A 14358-nucleotide genomic window follows, 5' to 3' on the forward strand; every position below is an offset into this window, starting at 1 on the left:
GCACATAGTAGGGCCTGCCAACGGGAAACTAGCAGTGATAGTTAAAACGGGGTGGGCGTATGAACCTGGAGCTCAGTGAGGAGCAGACAGCCGTCCGGCAGCTGGCCAAGGACTTCGTCGGCCGCGAGATCACCCCGAACGCCGTCGAGTGGGACCGTGCCGAGAGCGTCGACAGATCGATCGTGAAGAAACTCGGCGCGCTGGGCTTCCTCGGCCTCACCATCGACGAGGAGTACGGCGGCTGTGGCGGCGACCATCTGACGTACTGCCTGGTCACCGAAGAACTCGGCCGCGGCGACTCCTCGGTGCGCGGCATCGTGTCCGTATCCCTCGGCCTGGTCACCAAGACCATCGCCGCCTGGGGCGACGAGGCACAGAAGCGCCAGTGGTTGCCCCGGCTCACCGCCGGTGACGCGCTCGGCTGCTTCGGGCTCACCGAGCCGGGCACCGGATCCGACGCCGGGAATCTCGCCACCAGGGCCGTGCGCGACGGCGACGGTTATGTCGTCAACGGCTCCAAGATGTTCATCACCAACGGCAGCTGGGCCGACGTGGTGCTCCTGTTCGCCCGCACCAATGACACGCCCGGACACAAGGGCATATCCGCCTTTCTGGTGCCCATGGACACTCCCGGGCTGACCCGCCGCACCATCCACGGAAAGCTCGGCCTGCGCGGCCAGGCCACGGCCGAGCTGGTGCTCGAAGACGCAACCGTGCCCGCCGCCGCGATGCTCGGCCCCGAGGGCAAGGGCTTCTCCATCGCCATGTCGGCGCTCGCCAAGGGGCGGATGTCGGTCGCGGCGGGCTGCGTCGGCATCGCCCAGGCGGCCCTCGACGCGGCGGTCGGCTACGCGGGCGAGCGTGAACAGTTCGGCAAGCCCATCGCCTCCTACCAGCTCGTGCAGGAGCTGATCAGCGACATCTCGGTCGACGTTGACGCGGCCCGGCTGCTCACCTGGCGGGTCGCCGACCTCGTCGACCGCGGCGAGGACTTCGCCACCGCCGCGTCCCAGGCCAAGCTCTTCGCCTCCGAGGCGGCGGTCCGCGCGGCCAACAACGCCCTGCAGGTCTTCGGCGGCTACGGCTACATCGACGAGTACCCGGTCGGCAAGCTGCTGCGCGACGCCCGTGTGATGACCCTCTACGAAGGCACCAGCCAGATCCAGAAGCTGATCATCGGCCGCGCCCTGACCGGCGTCTCCGCCTTCTGAGCCAGGGTAGCGAGGCTGAGCCAGGGCCTTCTGAGTACGCGTGTAAGTACGGGAGCGGATGTGGCGCGGGCCACGCCGTCCGATGCTGACGCCTATGAGTGAGACACAGGTCAAGCACCAGAACACCGCGGCCTTCTACGGACAGTCCGTCGCCTCCTTCGCCGTCGCGCTCGGCGCTGTCGGCCTCGGCATCCTCTATCTCGACGCCGACGTCTGGGTGCGCGGCTTCCTCGCCATCGCCGTCCTCTACCTCACGACGTCGGCGTTCACCCTGGCCAAGGTGATCCGGGACCGCCAGGAGGCCGGGCAGATCGTCAGCCGGGTCGACCAGGCCAGGCTGGAGAAGCTGCTCGCCGAGCACGACCCCTTCCAGAAGCTCTAAGCTCTAAGCGCTTGCTCACCCTCGGGGTATGGTGTGCCTTCTGATGAACGGAAGGGGCGAGCGATGGGTACGGCGGAGGACACGGCCGACGAGGACATGCCGTGGGGCGAGGTCACGCCCGAGGCGGCGAGGAAGCTGCTGGTCGCCGCCGTCGAGGCTTTCGCCGAGCGGGGCTATCACGCGACGACGACCCGGGACATCGCGGGCCGCGCCGGAATGAGCCCCGCCGCGCTCTACATCCACTACAAGACCAAGGAAGAGCTGCTCCACCGGATCAGCCGGATCGGGCACGACAAGGCCCTGGAGGTCCTGTCGACGGCGGCCGACACCGGCGGTACGCCCTCCGAGCGGCTCGCCGCGGCCGTGAGTTCCTTCGTCCGCTGGCACGCAGGACGGCACGACACCGCACGTGTGGTGCAGTACGAGCTCGACGCGCTTTCCGGTGAACACCGCGACGAGATCGTCGAGCTGCGCCGCCGCAGCGACGCCGTCGTACGCGGAATTCTGCACGAGGGCGTCGAGTCGGGGGAGTTCGACGTCCCGGACGTGCCCGGCACCACGGTCGCCGTGCTGTCGCTCTGCATCGACGTGGCGCGCTGGTTCAACACGCGGGGCCGCAGGACGCCCGACGAGGTCGGCGCGCTGTACGCCGACCTCGTCCTGCGCATGGTCTCCGCCCGGAAGGACTAGGACCCGTAAGAGCCGGCGGGACTCAGAAGAAGTAGCGGGACACCGACTCGGCCACGCACACCGGCTTGTCGCCGCCCTCGCGCTCCACCCTGACGAGGGCGGTCACCTGCACGCCGCCACCCGCCTCCTCCACGTTCTGCAGCACAGCCGTCGCGCGCAGCCGCGAGCCCACCGGTACGGGAGAGGGGAAACGGACCTTGTTCGCGCCGTAGTTGATGCCCATCTTCATACCCTCGACGCGCAGGACCTGCGGGACGAGAACCGGGAGCAGCGACAGCGTGAGATAGCCGTGCGCGATCGTCGTGCCGAAGGGGCCGGTCGCCGCCCGCTCCGGGTCCACGTGGATCCACTGGTGGTCACCGGTCGCCTCGGCGAAGAGATCGATCCGCTTCTGCTCGATCTCCAGCCAGTCGCTGTGCCCCAGCTGCTCGCCGACCCCGGCGCGCAGCTCCTCGGCGGACGTGAAGATCCTCGGCTCGGCCATGTCCCTGCTCCCTGCGTCTTGTCTCTGCGGAACACCAATGTCTAAGCGCTTGCTCAGCATGGTTGGGCGGACAGCTCCTGTCAACGACGGGCCCAGTAGGCTTCGAGGAGTGCCACAGATTCCCGAGAAGATTCACGAGCTCACCGTCGGCCAGCTCTCCGCGCGCAGCGGCGCCGCCGTTTCCGCCCTGCACTTCTACGAGTCCAAAGGGCTGATCAGCAGCCGCCGGACCAGCGGAAACCAGCGCCGGTACAGCAGGGACGCGCTGCGCCGCGTCGCCTTCGTACGGGCCGCGCAGCGGGTGGGCATTCCGCTCGCCACGATCAGGGACGCGCTGGCCGAACTGCCCGAGGAGCGCACGCCCGACCGCGAGGACTGGGCGCGGCTGTCCGAGGCGTGGCGCGCGGAGCTCGACGAGCGCATCAGACAGCTCGGCCGGCTCCGCGACCATCTCACCGACTGCATCGGCTGCGGCTGTCTCTCCCTGCAGACCTGCGTCCTGTCCAACCCGGACGACATCTTCGGCGAGCGGCTGACCGGCTCCCGGCTGCTGCCCGAGCGCGGACGGCCCGCGAAGGACCGTGCCTGAGCCATGACGTACAGGCGGGCCCGCACCCCCGTGACGGGCCCGCCTCTTCCCTGGGGGGTGTGCGGGGCGGACACCCCCCCAGCCGCGCGGGACTACTCGTACTCCGTGCCGCCCTTGCGCGTCAGATACGCCGGGCTGACCGCCTTGGCGATCGCCCGGCCGCCCACCACCGGGCTGTAGCGCTCGGCAGCGGGACGGATCACGACGCCTTCGCGCAGATGCAGCTCGCGCCCGGACACGGTCTCCCGGCCGCTCGCCAGTTCCAGCACCGTGTCGATGTGGTACGGACCCTCGAACAGTCGTGGCACCAGCGGCAGTTCACCCTCAAGCAGCCCGGCCGTCTCCAGCCAGCGGACCTGGCCGTCGATCTCGGCCGACACGTCGAAGACGGCGTAACCGAGCGCCTCGGAGCGGGCGTTGGCCCCATAGGCGAGGTCCTGCACCCCGGCGCCGTACACCTCGCCGAAGATCCCGACCCGGCTCGCCCCCAGCTTCTCGGCAAGGCGCGCCGCGACCGCCGGGACGTCATGGCCGAGCATCGCACGCCAGTACAGATTGCGCGGATCCTCCGTGAGGGCAAGGCCCTTGGCGCCGAAGCCCTTCGACGAGACCTGGACACGCCCCTTCCCGTCGTCAGTCACGCTGTACGTCAGCAGGCAGGCCGAGCCGTGCAGCTTCTCGGTGATCACCACCGGCTCGCCGGGCTCGAAGATCTCCGGATAGCGCTGGATGTTCTCGATGTCGACCCAGGGCAGCAGATCGGGAGCCCGTTCCACATCGCCGCTCATCGTGGGCGGGATGGGCGGCGACCACTTGGTGATCGAGAGCAGCTCCGCGAAGTCAGTGCCGTCGGCGGCCGCCTGCGCCAGATCGATGTCCACGAGGGCCTGCGGCCGGCACACGATGCCCTGCGACAGCTCGCCGCGCAGCCGCACCGCCTTGACCCGGTTGGACTCTCCGCCGGCCAGCCGTCCGGTCAGCCCGAGCTCCTCGATCAACTCGGCGGGGAGCACGGACTGTTCCGGGATGTAGACGGCGGCGTCACCACTGCGGTACGCGCCCTTGGCAACGACAGCGCGGTACAGGCCCACCTGGGCCAGTTCGAGCGCGTCGGCGTTCGGGTGCTCGTGGACGGTCAGCAGCTCTGCGGTGACACGCAGCGTGGACATCGGCGTCTCCTCGATTACGGATTTCCGCGTCCACTGTGCGGGCGGTGACCGGCGGTCGGCCACTGAATATCGACCGCCCTCTCCGTAACCGGGGCTCCGCCCCGGACCCCGCGTCGCCTCAAACGCCGGCGGGGCCGCACATTTCAGCCCGTCCGGCGTTTGAGGACATGCGGCCGAAGGTCGCATACGGGGGTCTGGGGGCTTGCCCCCAGTTACGGGATGGGGGTACCTCCCACGGCCGCCAGGCCGTAGGGAGAGGGCGGGGTGGGGAAAACGGCCCCGCAGGGCCCTGCCCAACCGTTCAGGCCACCGACGCCAGCTCCCTGCGCCCCGCCCGCTTCGCCGCCGCCACCGCCTCGGACGTCAGTACAGGCTGCGGCACGACAATCCCGCAGCCCGTGCAAACCGGACCGAACCAGGGCTCGTTCCCCAGATCCTGCCGCCACACGATGTGCGTCCCCCCGCACACCGGGCAGCCCTTTCCGGGTTCGGTCTCCAGCGCGGATATCAGCCGCCGCAGGACCTCGTCGAGCGGTGCCGACGGATGGGCGGCCGGGCTGTCGCAGCGGGCGACCCCGTTCCCGCCCCAGGTTCGCCGGTGCCAGTCGTCGATCGACGCCGGCCGTCGTAGTCCGTCGTGCTTCTCGCGCTTGCGGCGGTCAGCGAAACTCTCCTCGTACGCGAGCCAGACGGCCCGCGCATGTTCCAACTCGTCGAGCGCGGCCACCAGCCGCGCCGGATCGGGGGCCCGGTCCTCGGGCTCGATGCTGTGCCTGGCGCACAGATGAGCCCAGGTTGCCCGGTGCCCGTAAGGGGCAAATCGCTCCAGGCACTTGCGCAGCGAATAGCGTCGTAGCGCCAGATCACACCGCGCGTCGCGCACCTGTCTCGCAAGACTGCGGAAACCTGCCATCGCACTGCCACCTCCGTCGCTGGTACTTCGGCGTTGTGGAATGGACGTACGAGTACCCGATCCGGCTCCATCGAAAATTCGATGGGTGTCATCACTGTCCGGTGGTGGTGATCACGCCGGTTCGTCGGGATCGCCCGGGCGGGCGGCCCTGATGCCGTGGTCAACTGCCCCACTCCGCTTGGCGATGGGGAAAAGGTGACGCATGTTCACCTTACTCGCGCCTCTTACCGCCAGTAACCTCCGGCGCATCGGCCTCCCCGAGGAGCACCCATGCGACGACGCACCGGAAGACTCGCAACTGCCACCGCCGCCGCGGTGTTCGCGCTCGCCGCCGGTCTGTTGGCCCCCCTGCCACAGGCCGCGGCCGTCGCCACCGCAGCCCCCACCGCAACCGCAGCCGACGGCGATCTCTGCCAGGGCCAGTGCGCCGACATCCTGCCTCCCGGGCAGAACGGCAACGCCACCCTCGCCGACATCCTGGTCCACAAGGTCTTCGGCACCCGCCCCGCCCACAGCTCCGACCAACTCGGCCGCTACGACTCCCTGGTGGGCGGCTACGGCGGACTCACCGACGCCAAACTCAACGACTTCTTCAACGACTCCTCCTTCGGCGTGCCCGACGGCCAGGCCGAATCCGTCGCCACCCCCCGCCCCGACGTCACCATCACCCGCGACAAGAAGACCGGCGTCCCCCACATCAAGGGCACCACCCGCTACGGAACCGAGTTCGGCGCCGGATTCGCCGCGGGCCAGGACCGCCTGTGGATGATGGACCTCTTCCGGCACATCGGCCGCGGCGAACTTACCCCGTTCGCCGGCGGTGCGCTCGCCAACCAGGGCCTGGAGCAGCAGTTCTGGCCATCTGCCCCCTACACCGAGGCCGACTACCAGGCTCAGATCGACCGGATCCGGGCAACCGAGGGCGCCCGCGGCGAGCAGGCCATGGCCGATGCCCAGGCCTATGTCGACGGCATCAACGCCTATCGCGTGCAGTCCAAGAACGGGCGCTACTTCCCCGGTGAATACGTCCTCACCGGCCACATCGACTCGATCACCAACGTCGGGGAGATCCAGCCCTTCAGGCTTACCGATCTGATCTCCATCGCCTCAGTGGTCGGCGGCCAGTTCGGCGGCGGAGGCGGCGGTGAGGTGCAGGCCGCGCTCTCCCTGCTCGCCGCCCAGAAGAAGTACGGCCTGGTGGAAGGCACCAGGGTCTGGGAGTCCTTCCGGCAGCGCGAAGATCCCGAAGCCGTGCTCACCGTCCACGACGGCAGCAGCTTCCCGTACGCCCAAAAGCCGGCGAACCCGCGCGGCACGGCACTGCCCGACGCCGGTTCGGTCGTCCCCGAGCAGCTCGTCCACGACAGAACCGGCTCCGCGGGCACGGGAGTCAAATCCCCGCTGCGGGCGCCCGCGGCGCTGAAGCCCGCACAGGGCATGTACGACGACGGAGTGATCGAACCCGGCTCACTCGGCGGCAGGCGCGGTATGTCCAACGCGCTCCTCGTCTCCGGCAGGGCCACCGCGAGCGGCCACCCCATCGCCGTATTCGGTCCGCAAACCGGCTATTTCGCGCCACAGCTGATGATGCTCCAGGAGCTCCAGGGCCCCGGCATCTCCGCGCGCGGTGTCTCCTTCGCGGGCGTCGGCATGTACGTCCAGATGGGCCGCGGCAAGGACTACGCCTGGTCCGCCACCTCCGCCGCCCAGGACATCACCGACACGTATGCCGTCGAGCTCTGCCAGGACGACACCCACTACCTCTTCCGGGGCGCCTGCACCCCCATGGAGAAGCTGGAGAAGACCAACGCCTGGAAGCCGTCCGTCGCCGACTCCACCGCCGCGGGCTCCTACCGGATGCAGGTCTTCCGTACCCAGTACGGCATCGTCACCCACCGCGCCACGGTGGGCGGCAAGCGCGTCGCGTACACCTCGCTGCGCACCACCTACCGTCACGAGGCCGACTCGATCATCGGCTTCCAGATGCTCAACGACCCCTCGTTCGTCACGGACGCCGCGTCCTTCCAGCAGGCCGTCCACAACATCGACTACGCCTTCAACTGGTTCTACGCCGACTCCCGCACCGCCGCGTACTACAACAGCGGCATGAACCCGGTGCGCGCCGCCGACGTCGACCCGGCGCTGCCCGTCGCGGCGGAGCGGCAGTACGAGTGGCAGGGCTACGACCCGGCCGCCAACACCGCCGCCTACACGCCCTTCGCCCAGCATCCGCAGTCCGTCGGCCAGGACTACTACATCTCCTGGAACAACCGGCAGGCCAAGGGGTACGCCACCGCGGTCTTCGGCTTCGGCGCCGTGCACCGCGGCGATCTGCTGGACGACCGGGTGGCCAGACTCGCCGCGGACGGCGGGGTGACCCGCGCCTCGCTCACCCGGGCGATGGCTGAGGCCGCGGTCACCGACCTGCGCGGGGAGCAGCTGCTGCCCGAGCTGCTCGCGGTGCTGCGCTCGGGACCCGTGACCGATCCCCAACTGAACGCCGCGATACAGCAGTTGGAGGCATGGCGAGCCGCGGGCTCACAGCGCAGGGAGACCGCGCCCGGTTCGCACACCTACACCCATGCCGACGCCGTCCGCATCATGGACGCCTGGTGGCCGCTGCTGATCGAGGCAGAGTTCAAACCGGGCCTCGGCGCCGACCTGTACACCGCGCTGACCGGGAGCCTGCCGACGGACGAGTCACCGGCGGCGGCCCACGGCGCGACCGGCGCGCACAGCGGCTCCTCCTTCCAGTACGGCTGGTGGGCCTTCGCCGACAAGGATCTGCGCCAGGTGCTGGGCCGGCCGGTGCAGGGCCCGCTGGCCACGACATACTGCGGCGGCGGGAATCTCGCCGCCTGCCGTGACGCGCTCCTCGCCACGCTGAAGCAGGCCACGGCGAAGCCCGCGACCGAGGTCTATCCCGGCGACGGCAGCTGCAAGGCCGGGGAACAGTGGTGCACGGACGCGATCATCCACCGGGCGCTGGGCGGCATCACCCACCCGGCGATCAGCTGGCAGAACCGGCCGACCTATCAGCAGGTCGTGGAGTTCCCGTCGCATCGATAGGTCCTGTCCGGTCGATCAGGCCTGATCAGGGAGCGGGGTCTGGCGATGGGGGTACCTCCCGTGCCCGAAGGGCTACGGGGGAGTGCCGTGCCAGGGCACGCGAGCCCGGCAAGATCGGCCGGACAGGACCTAAGCGCAACAGCCGCGGGCCGCACGGACGCTGAGAATGCTCAGCGTCCGATGCGACCCGCGGCGAGTACCACCCGCGCCAGCTCCTCGTGGCAGATGTCGCTGTGCGCACCGGCAGGAGGCCCGCCGCGCCGCACCACCGAAGCCGTGTCCACGCTGACGCAGCCCGAGCCGGGGATCCCCTGCCGCAGCGCCTCCTCCAGCGTCAGCCTGACGAGCGGCTGCACGGCCTGGATGCCGTCGTGCCCCATCGCCCACCACCGCTTGTCGAGCCCGACCACGTCGGCCTCTTCCCCGGCCAGGCTGGAGGCCAGCGGATAGATCACACCGAGCGCGCTGTCGTGCCGCGAATAGCAGGCCACCACAGGCCCGTCGACCCGCTGCTCCATGCTGCGCAGGGCGCCGCCGCTGTGTGCCGCGTGCGGCAGGCTCTGCGCGAACGCATAGTGCGAGAAGGCTCCCTGGAGGAGCGTCAGCGACTTCACGTTGTTCACGCCGTGGGGCAGCCCGCGCAGCGCGAAGGAAACCAGCCGCGCCCCCTGGCTGTGCCCCACCAGATGCACCCGCACGGCGGGGGACGACCGGGCGAGCCGGCCCAGCAGCGGGCCGAGACCCAGCTCGCCGACCCTCCCGGCGCGCCGCTTCATCGCGTAGTACGTCGTCTGCCGCAGCAGTTCCTTCGCGCCCTTCCACACCTTCTTGAGCCCACCGCCGATGGCGAAGGACTCGACGGCGGGCTCCTTCTCCGTCACCTCCACGCTCTCCTCCAGCGCGAGCGCGAACCTCCGGCACATCGTCAGGGAATCCTCGAACAGGACGGCGGGCGGGCCCTGTTCGTCGCGGGGCAGATCGTCTGTGAAACAGCTACCTCCGACTCCGCCGACCGGTGCCTCGGCCAGCTGCCGTGCCAGTGAGCCGAAGTCCGCGAAGGCCGCCTCCGACTCGGGCTGCTCGCGGAGCAGTTGAGCGAGCCGTCGCACCGTCCCGTCGTGCCCGGGAAACAGCTCGACCAGGGCGTCCTGCGTCGCCTCGTCCAGTGCGGCGTCCAGTGGGTGAGCCGTGGCGGATGGCCGGAAGTCCGGAATCGGCTCGTCCGTGAACTTCATGGACGGCCACACGACGCCCACGTATCCGAGCCGTACCCCGTCGCCCGTCAGCCCCGGGAAGGGCGCGAAGAAGGCCGAGTACAGCCGGTGGGCGACGGACGGCGAGTTGTTCCACCCGTGCGCGAACATCACCAGATCGGTGACGTCCATTTCAGCCAGACAGTCGCGCTGCGCGGCGTCCACATCGCCGTCCTTGTCGAAGGTGACTTCCCGGTACGGCTCCACGCTCATTTCCGGCATGACCGGCCCTCCCCGTTTTTGTCCGCCGATGCCCCAGCATCCTGCGTGAAGGGAGGAACGGCCATACCTACGACCGCGCTCGATCGCGCCTGGTCCCAGTCGGTCACAGGCGGTCGGTCAGAGACGGTCGGCCGCGCGCACCCGGTGGAGATGGATCAGTACGTCGTACGTCGAGCCCAGCCGTACCGGCTCGGTGTCGACCGGCCAGGCGTTACCGATGGTCCGGGTCTGGCGTACCACATTCAGCCAATCCCGCGCGACCGGTGGTGCCGTACGCATGTCGAGGTAGTAGTCGCCGCGCGACACCCGCTCCAGGGTCTCCTCGTTGCCGCCGGGCTCCGGCGGTCCGACCCTGAAGGCGCGGATCGGCTCGGCGGGATCCGTCAGATCGAGCGCGTTGAACGCCCCCTGTCCGAAGGTGAATCCGGCGCTGACAGAGTCGTCGCGGTCGGCCCCCAGCCGCTGCCGCTCCAGTCCGGCACGGGGCCCCACCAACCAGTCAACCCCCTTGTACTGGGTAGGGCTTGCCTCAGTACCGCAGGTACGTCCTCCGTACGGCCCTGAAGGCGGCCAGCTCGCCCTGCCACGCCGCCACCACCTCGTCGGCCCCCGCCCCCGCGTCGATCATCGTCCGCACCCTCGCCGATCCCGTCAGCTTGTCGATCCAGTTGTCGGGCCGCCAGGCGAAGCCGCTCCACACCCGCTTCGCCGTCACCAGCAGGCCGATCCCCGTGCGCACGGGGTCGTACGACGTGCGGTCGTGGACATGCAGCTGAACCCCGCCGACCGTCTTGCCCTGGAACTTGGAGAACGTCGGCGCGAAGTACGCCTCGCGGAAGCGGACACCGGGCAGCGCGAGCCCATTTGCGGCTGCTGCCCAGGCCTGGTTGATGCCTTCGGCGCCCAGCAGCTCGAAAGGACGTGTCGTGCCGCGGCCCTCCGACAGATTGGTGCCCTCGAACAGGCAGGTGCCCGAGTAGACCAGCGCGGTGTCCGGCGTCGGCATGTTCGGGCTCGGCGGGACCCAGGGCAGACCCGTCTCGTCGAAGAAGTCCGAGCGCCGCCAGCCGGTCATCCGCACCGTCTCCAGCTCCACCGGACGGGTCAGGAACTCGCCGTTGAACAGCAGCGCCAGCTCGGTGACCGTCATCCCGTGCGCCTGCGCGATGGGCTCGCGGCCCACGAAGGTCGCGAAGGCCTTGTCCAGGACGGGCCCCAGCGCGGCCCGGCCCGTCACCGGATTGGGCCGGTCCAGGACCACGAAGCGCTTGCCCGCGAGCGCGGCCGCCTCCATGCAGTCGTAGAGGGTCCAGATGTAGGTGTAGAAGCGCGCGCCGACATCCTGGATGTCGAAGACGATCGTCTCCACGCCGGACGCGGTGAAGATGTCGGCGAGGGCCTGCCCGCTCTTGGTGTACGTGTCGTAGACGGGCAGCCCGGTCGCCGGGTCGTCGTAGCGGCCCTCTGAGCCGCCGGCCTGGGCGGTGCCGCGGAAGCCGTGCTCGGGGCCGAAGACGGCGAGAAGGTTCACCCGGTCGTCGGCGTGCATCACATCCACGATGTGCTGTACGTCCCGGGTGATCCCGGTCGGGTTGGTGACGACACCGACCCGCTGTCCGGCCAGGGGCGCGTAGCCGTCGGCTGCCAGCCGCTCGAAGCCGGTGCGGACCCGGCGGGCGACCGCGTGTGCGGCGGCGGGCGAAGAGGCCGCGGCCAGCGCGCCCACCGCGCCACCGGCGGCCAGCAGACCCCGTCTGGACAGGCTCATCGGGTTACCTCCGTGGTCGCTGTCTGTCATGGCCACGCACGCTAGCGTGCACGGCGGGCGTACGGAACGATTGCGACAGCGCGGTTCGGCCCCCTGTGCCCGTGGCCGCACGCCCCCTTCCCTCGCGACATACCGACTGGTTAGTCTGCTCGGACGGGACGGTACGCGGAGAGGCGGAGCTTGATGAGTGCGGTACAGGGCGCTGGGGTTGTGGTTACGGGCGCGGGCGGCGGCATCGGAGCCGCCCTGGCCCGCCGGTTCGCGGCGGAGGGCGCCCGTGTCGTCGTCGACGACATCGACCCGGCCCGGACCAAGGCGGTGGCCGACGAGATCGGCGCGACCGCCGTGCCGGGCGACGCCTCCGAGATCGTGGCAGAGGCCCGCGACGCACTGGACGGCACCGTCGACGTCTACTGCGCCAACGCCGGACTCGCCTCCCCCGGCGACGTCTTCGCCGACGAGCAGGTGTGGGCCGCCGCCTGGGACGTCAATGTGATGGCGCACGTCCGCGCGGCCCGCGCCCTGCTGCCCGACTGGCTGGAGCGCGGCAGCGGCCGCTTCGTCTCCACCGTCTCCGCCGCCGGCCTGCTCACCATGGTGGGCGCGGCCCCGTACAGCGTCTCCAAGCACGGCGCGTACGCCTTCGCCGAGTGGCTCCAGCTCACCTACGCCCACCGGGGCCTGAAGGTGCACGCCATCTGCCCTCAGGGAGTGCGTACGGACATGCTCACCGCGGCCGGATCGGCGGGCCAACTTGTCCTCGCCCCCACCGCGATCGAGCCCGAGGACGTCGCCGACGCGCTGTTCGAGGGCATCGAGGCCGACCGCTTCCTGATCCTGCCGCACCCCGAGGTCGCCGACTTCTACCAGGCACGCGCCGCGACGCCCGAGCGCTGGCTGGCCGGCATGAACCACATCCAGCAGAAGTGGGAAGGAGCGCAGAGGTGACATCCGTCTACGCGGCCAGGCCATGGCTCGCCCAGCTCACCGAGGCCCAGCGGGCCACGATCACCCCGCCCGCGAGCGTCGTGCACTCCTTCCGCGCCGCCGTGGCCCGGGCCCCCGAGCACACCGCACTCGCCTACTTCGACGGGCGGCTGAGCTACCGCGAGACCGACGAGCTCTCCGACTCCGTCGCCGGCCATCTCGGCTCCCGCGGAGTCGGGCGCGGCGACCGCGTGGCGATCATGCTGCAGAACACCCCGCACTTCGTGATCGCACTTCTCGGCGCCTGGAAGGCCGGGGCGACCGTCGTCCCGCTCAACCCGATGTACAAGTCGGCCGAGGTCGCGCATGTCCTGAGCGACGCCGACGTCACCGTGCTGATCTGCTCGGACCGCGCCTGGGAGTCGTATCTGCGCGACAGCGCCGCCGACTCGCCCGTACGCCTCGCCCTCACGGCCTGCGAGCTGGACCTGCAGAGCCGCGACGACGAACGCGTCCTGGGCTTCGAGCGGCAGCCGGCCCCGGTGGACACCCACGACCTGCTGGCCGTGGCCCGGCAGGGGCTGAGCGCGCCGGAAGGCCGCGAACTCACCCCCGCCGACGTGGCGTTGATCAGCTACACCTCCGGCACCAGCGGCACCCCCAAGGGCGCCATGAACCTCCACGGCGGCATCGTCCACAACGCCGAACGGCAGCGCACCGGCCACCCCGTGCCCGAGGGCTCCTGCTACTTCGCGCTCGCGCCGCTGTTCCACATCACCGGCATGGTCTGCGAGCTCGCCGCCTGTATCGCCAACGCGGGCACCCTCGCCCTCGCCTACCGCTTCGAGGCGGGCGTCGTCCTCGACGCGTTCGCCGAGCACCGGCCCGCGTACACCGTCGGCCCCTCCACGGCCTTCATGGCGCTGGCCGCGCATCCCGCCGCCACCCGCGAGCACTTCGCATCCTTCCGGGTGATCTCCTCCGGCGGCGCACCGGTGCCTCCCGCGCTGGTCGAGAAGTTCCGTACGGGCTTCGGCCCCTACCTCAGCAACGGCTACGGCCTCACCGAGTGCACCGCCCCCTGCGCCTCCGTACCGCCCGAGAAACAGGCCCCCATCGACCCGGCGTCCGGCACCCTCTCCGTCGGCGTACCCGGACCCGACACGATCGTGCGGATCGTCGACGAGAAGGGCCAGGACGTCCCCCTCGGCGAGCAGGGCGAGATAGCGGTGAGCGGCCCCCAGGTCGTGCCTGGCTACTGGCGGCTGCCCGACGCCACGGCCGAGGCGTTCCCGGACGGTGAACTGCGCACCGGCGACATCGGCTTCATGGACACCGACGGCTGGCTCTACATCGTCGACCGCAAGAAGGACATGATCAACGCCTCGGGCTTCAAGGTCTGGCCGCGCGAGGTGGAGGACGTCCTCTACACGCACCCGGCGGTTCGCGAGGCGGCCGTCGTCGGCGTACCCGACGACTACCGCGGAGAGACCGTCAAGGCCTACATCAGTCTGCGCCCCGGGGCGAGCGTGGAACCGGCCGAAATCTCCGCGTACTGTGCGGAGCGCCTGGCCGCGTACAAGTACCCGCGCGAGGTGGAGATCCTGCCGGAGCTCCCGAAGACGACAAGTGGGAAGATCCTCAGGCGGGAACTGCGTTTCCCCGGGTAATTCAAGACACC

At 70.1% G+C, this 14358-nt stretch carries 13 protein-coding genes; 7 read left to right on the forward strand and 6 right to left on the reverse strand.

Translation table 11 applies throughout. The features are described 5' to 3' along the window. Nucleotides 1–59 precede the first annotated feature (59 nt). From OG905_RS32315 to OG905_RS32325, 3 genes are all read left to right on the forward strand, one after another. On the forward strand, nucleotides 60–1211 hold the full coding sequence (locus OG905_RS32315; RefSeq protein WP_328679677.1) for an acyl-CoA dehydrogenase family protein: 1152 nt from the start codon (nucleotides 60–62) through the stop codon (nucleotides 1209–1211). Nucleotides 1212–1305: 94 nt separating this feature from the next. Continuing rightward, entirely contained in the window at nucleotides 1306–1593 is a 288-nt protein-coding gene (locus tag OG905_RS32320) for a YiaA/YiaB family inner membrane protein (protein ID WP_328679680.1), read from the forward strand. 63 nt (nucleotides 1594–1656) lie between these two features. Continuing rightward, entirely contained in the window at nucleotides 1657–2283 is a 627-nt protein-coding gene (locus OG905_RS32325; protein ID WP_328679681.1) for a TetR/AcrR family transcriptional regulator, read from the forward strand. A 22-nt stretch (nucleotides 2284–2305) separates the two neighbouring features. Here OG905_RS32325 and OG905_RS32330 read toward each other — a convergent pair whose 3' ends face one another. Continuing rightward, entirely contained in the window at nucleotides 2306–2767 is a 462-nt protein-coding gene (locus OG905_RS32330) for a MaoC family dehydratase (RefSeq protein WP_328679683.1), read from the reverse strand. A gap of 109 nt (nucleotides 2768–2876) precedes the next feature. Between OG905_RS32330 and soxR the strand changes: the two genes are divergently transcribed. Then, nucleotides 2877–3356: a redox-sensitive transcriptional activator SoxR gene (gene soxR / locus OG905_RS32335; RefSeq protein WP_266478147.1), complete on the forward strand. Its 480-nt coding sequence runs from the start codon at nucleotides 2877–2879 to the stop codon at nucleotides 3354–3356. A gap of 92 nt (nucleotides 3357–3448) precedes the next feature. Here the strand turns inward: soxR and OG905_RS32340 are convergent, their stop codons facing one another. Then, nucleotides 3449–4525, reverse strand: coding sequence for an RNA ligase (ATP) (locus OG905_RS32340; protein WP_328679689.1), 1077 nt, complete (start codon nucleotides 4523–4525; stop codon nucleotides 3449–3451). Nucleotides 4526–4826: 301 nt separating this feature from the next. Continuing rightward, nucleotides 4827–5438, reverse strand: a complete 612-nt coding sequence (locus OG905_RS32345; protein ID WP_328679691.1) for a hypothetical protein — start codon at nucleotides 5436–5438, stop codon at nucleotides 4827–4829. A gap of 270 nt (nucleotides 5439–5708) precedes the next feature. Here OG905_RS32345 and OG905_RS32350 point away from each other — a divergent pair, with 270 nt between their 5' ends. Next, nucleotides 5709–8507, forward strand: coding sequence for a penicillin acylase family protein (locus OG905_RS32350; protein ID WP_328679693.1), 2799 nt, complete (start codon nucleotides 5709–5711; stop codon nucleotides 8505–8507). 170 nt (nucleotides 8508–8677) lie between these two features. On the opposite strand, the gene OG905_RS32355 is transcribed toward OG905_RS32350, so the two are convergent. The 3 genes from OG905_RS32355 to OG905_RS32365 form a co-directional block, all read right to left on the reverse strand. After that, nucleotides 8678–9982, reverse strand: a complete 1305-nt coding sequence (locus tag OG905_RS32355; RefSeq protein WP_443044021.1) for a serine-threonine protein kinase — start codon at nucleotides 9980–9982, stop codon at nucleotides 8678–8680. A 117-nt stretch (nucleotides 9983–10099) separates the two neighbouring features. Then, nucleotides 10100–10474 (reverse strand): erythromycin esterase family protein, encoded by a 375-nt coding sequence (locus tag OG905_RS32360; RefSeq protein WP_328682726.1) that lies wholly within the window; start codon nucleotides 10472–10474, stop codon nucleotides 10100–10102. A 37-nt stretch (nucleotides 10475–10511) separates the two neighbouring features. After that, nucleotides 10512–11750, reverse strand: a complete 1239-nt coding sequence (locus tag OG905_RS32365) for an exo-beta-N-acetylmuramidase NamZ family protein (protein ID WP_328679695.1) — start codon at nucleotides 11748–11750, stop codon at nucleotides 10512–10514. A 183-nt stretch (nucleotides 11751–11933) separates the two neighbouring features. Between OG905_RS32365 and OG905_RS32370 the strand changes: the two genes are divergently transcribed. After that, entirely contained in the window at nucleotides 11934–12698 is a 765-nt protein-coding gene (locus tag OG905_RS32370) for an SDR family oxidoreductase (protein WP_328679697.1), read from the forward strand. Next, a complete protein-coding gene (locus tag OG905_RS32375; RefSeq protein ID WP_328679699.1) occupies nucleotides 12695–14347 on the forward strand; it encodes an AMP-binding protein in 1653 nt (550 codons plus the stop codon). The genes OG905_RS32370 and OG905_RS32375 overlap by 4 nt, the downstream gene beginning before the upstream one ends. Nucleotides 14348–14358 lie beyond the last annotated feature (11 nt).

It is taken from the genome of Streptomyces sp. NBC_00322 (assembly GCF_036147535.1).
In the GTDB taxonomy this organism is placed as follows: domain Bacteria; phylum Actinomycetota; class Actinomycetes; order Streptomycetales; family Streptomycetaceae; genus Streptomyces.

Coding starts and splice junctions, on each gene's coding strand:
- OG905_RS32350 (WP_328679693.1), top strand. CDS start 5,709: ATGCGACGACGCACCGGAAGACTCGCAACTGCCACCGCCGCCGCGGTG.
- OG905_RS32345 (WP_328679691.1), bottom strand. CDS start 5,438: ATGGCAGGTTTCCGCAGTCTTGCGAGACAGGTGCGCGACGCGCGGTGT.
- OG905_RS32315 (WP_328679677.1), top strand. CDS start 60: ATGAACCTGGAGCTCAGTGAGGAGCAGACAGCCGTCCGGCAGCTGGCC.
- OG905_RS32330 (WP_328679683.1), bottom strand. CDS start 2,767: ATGGCCGAGCCGAGGATCTTCACGTCCGCCGAGGAGCTGCGCGCCGGG.
- OG905_RS32340 (WP_328679689.1), bottom strand. CDS start 4,525: ATGTCCACGCTGCGTGTCACCGCAGAGCTGCTGACCGTCCACGAGCAC.
- OG905_RS32365 (WP_328679695.1), bottom strand. CDS start 11,750: ATGAGCCTGTCCAGACGGGGTCTGCTGGCCGCCGGTGGCGCGGTGGGC.
- OG905_RS32370 (WP_328679697.1), top strand. CDS start 11,934: ATGAGTGCGGTACAGGGCGCTGGGGTTGTGGTTACGGGCGCGGGCGGC.
- OG905_RS32325 (WP_328679681.1), top strand. CDS start 1,657: ATGGGTACGGCGGAGGACACGGCCGACGAGGACATGCCGTGGGGCGAG.
- OG905_RS32355 (WP_443044021.1), bottom strand. CDS start 9,982: ATGCCGGAAATGAGCGTGGAGCCGTACCGGGAAGTCACCTTCGACAAG.
- OG905_RS32320 (WP_328679680.1), top strand. CDS start 1,306: ATGAGTGAGACACAGGTCAAGCACCAGAACACCGCGGCCTTCTACGGA.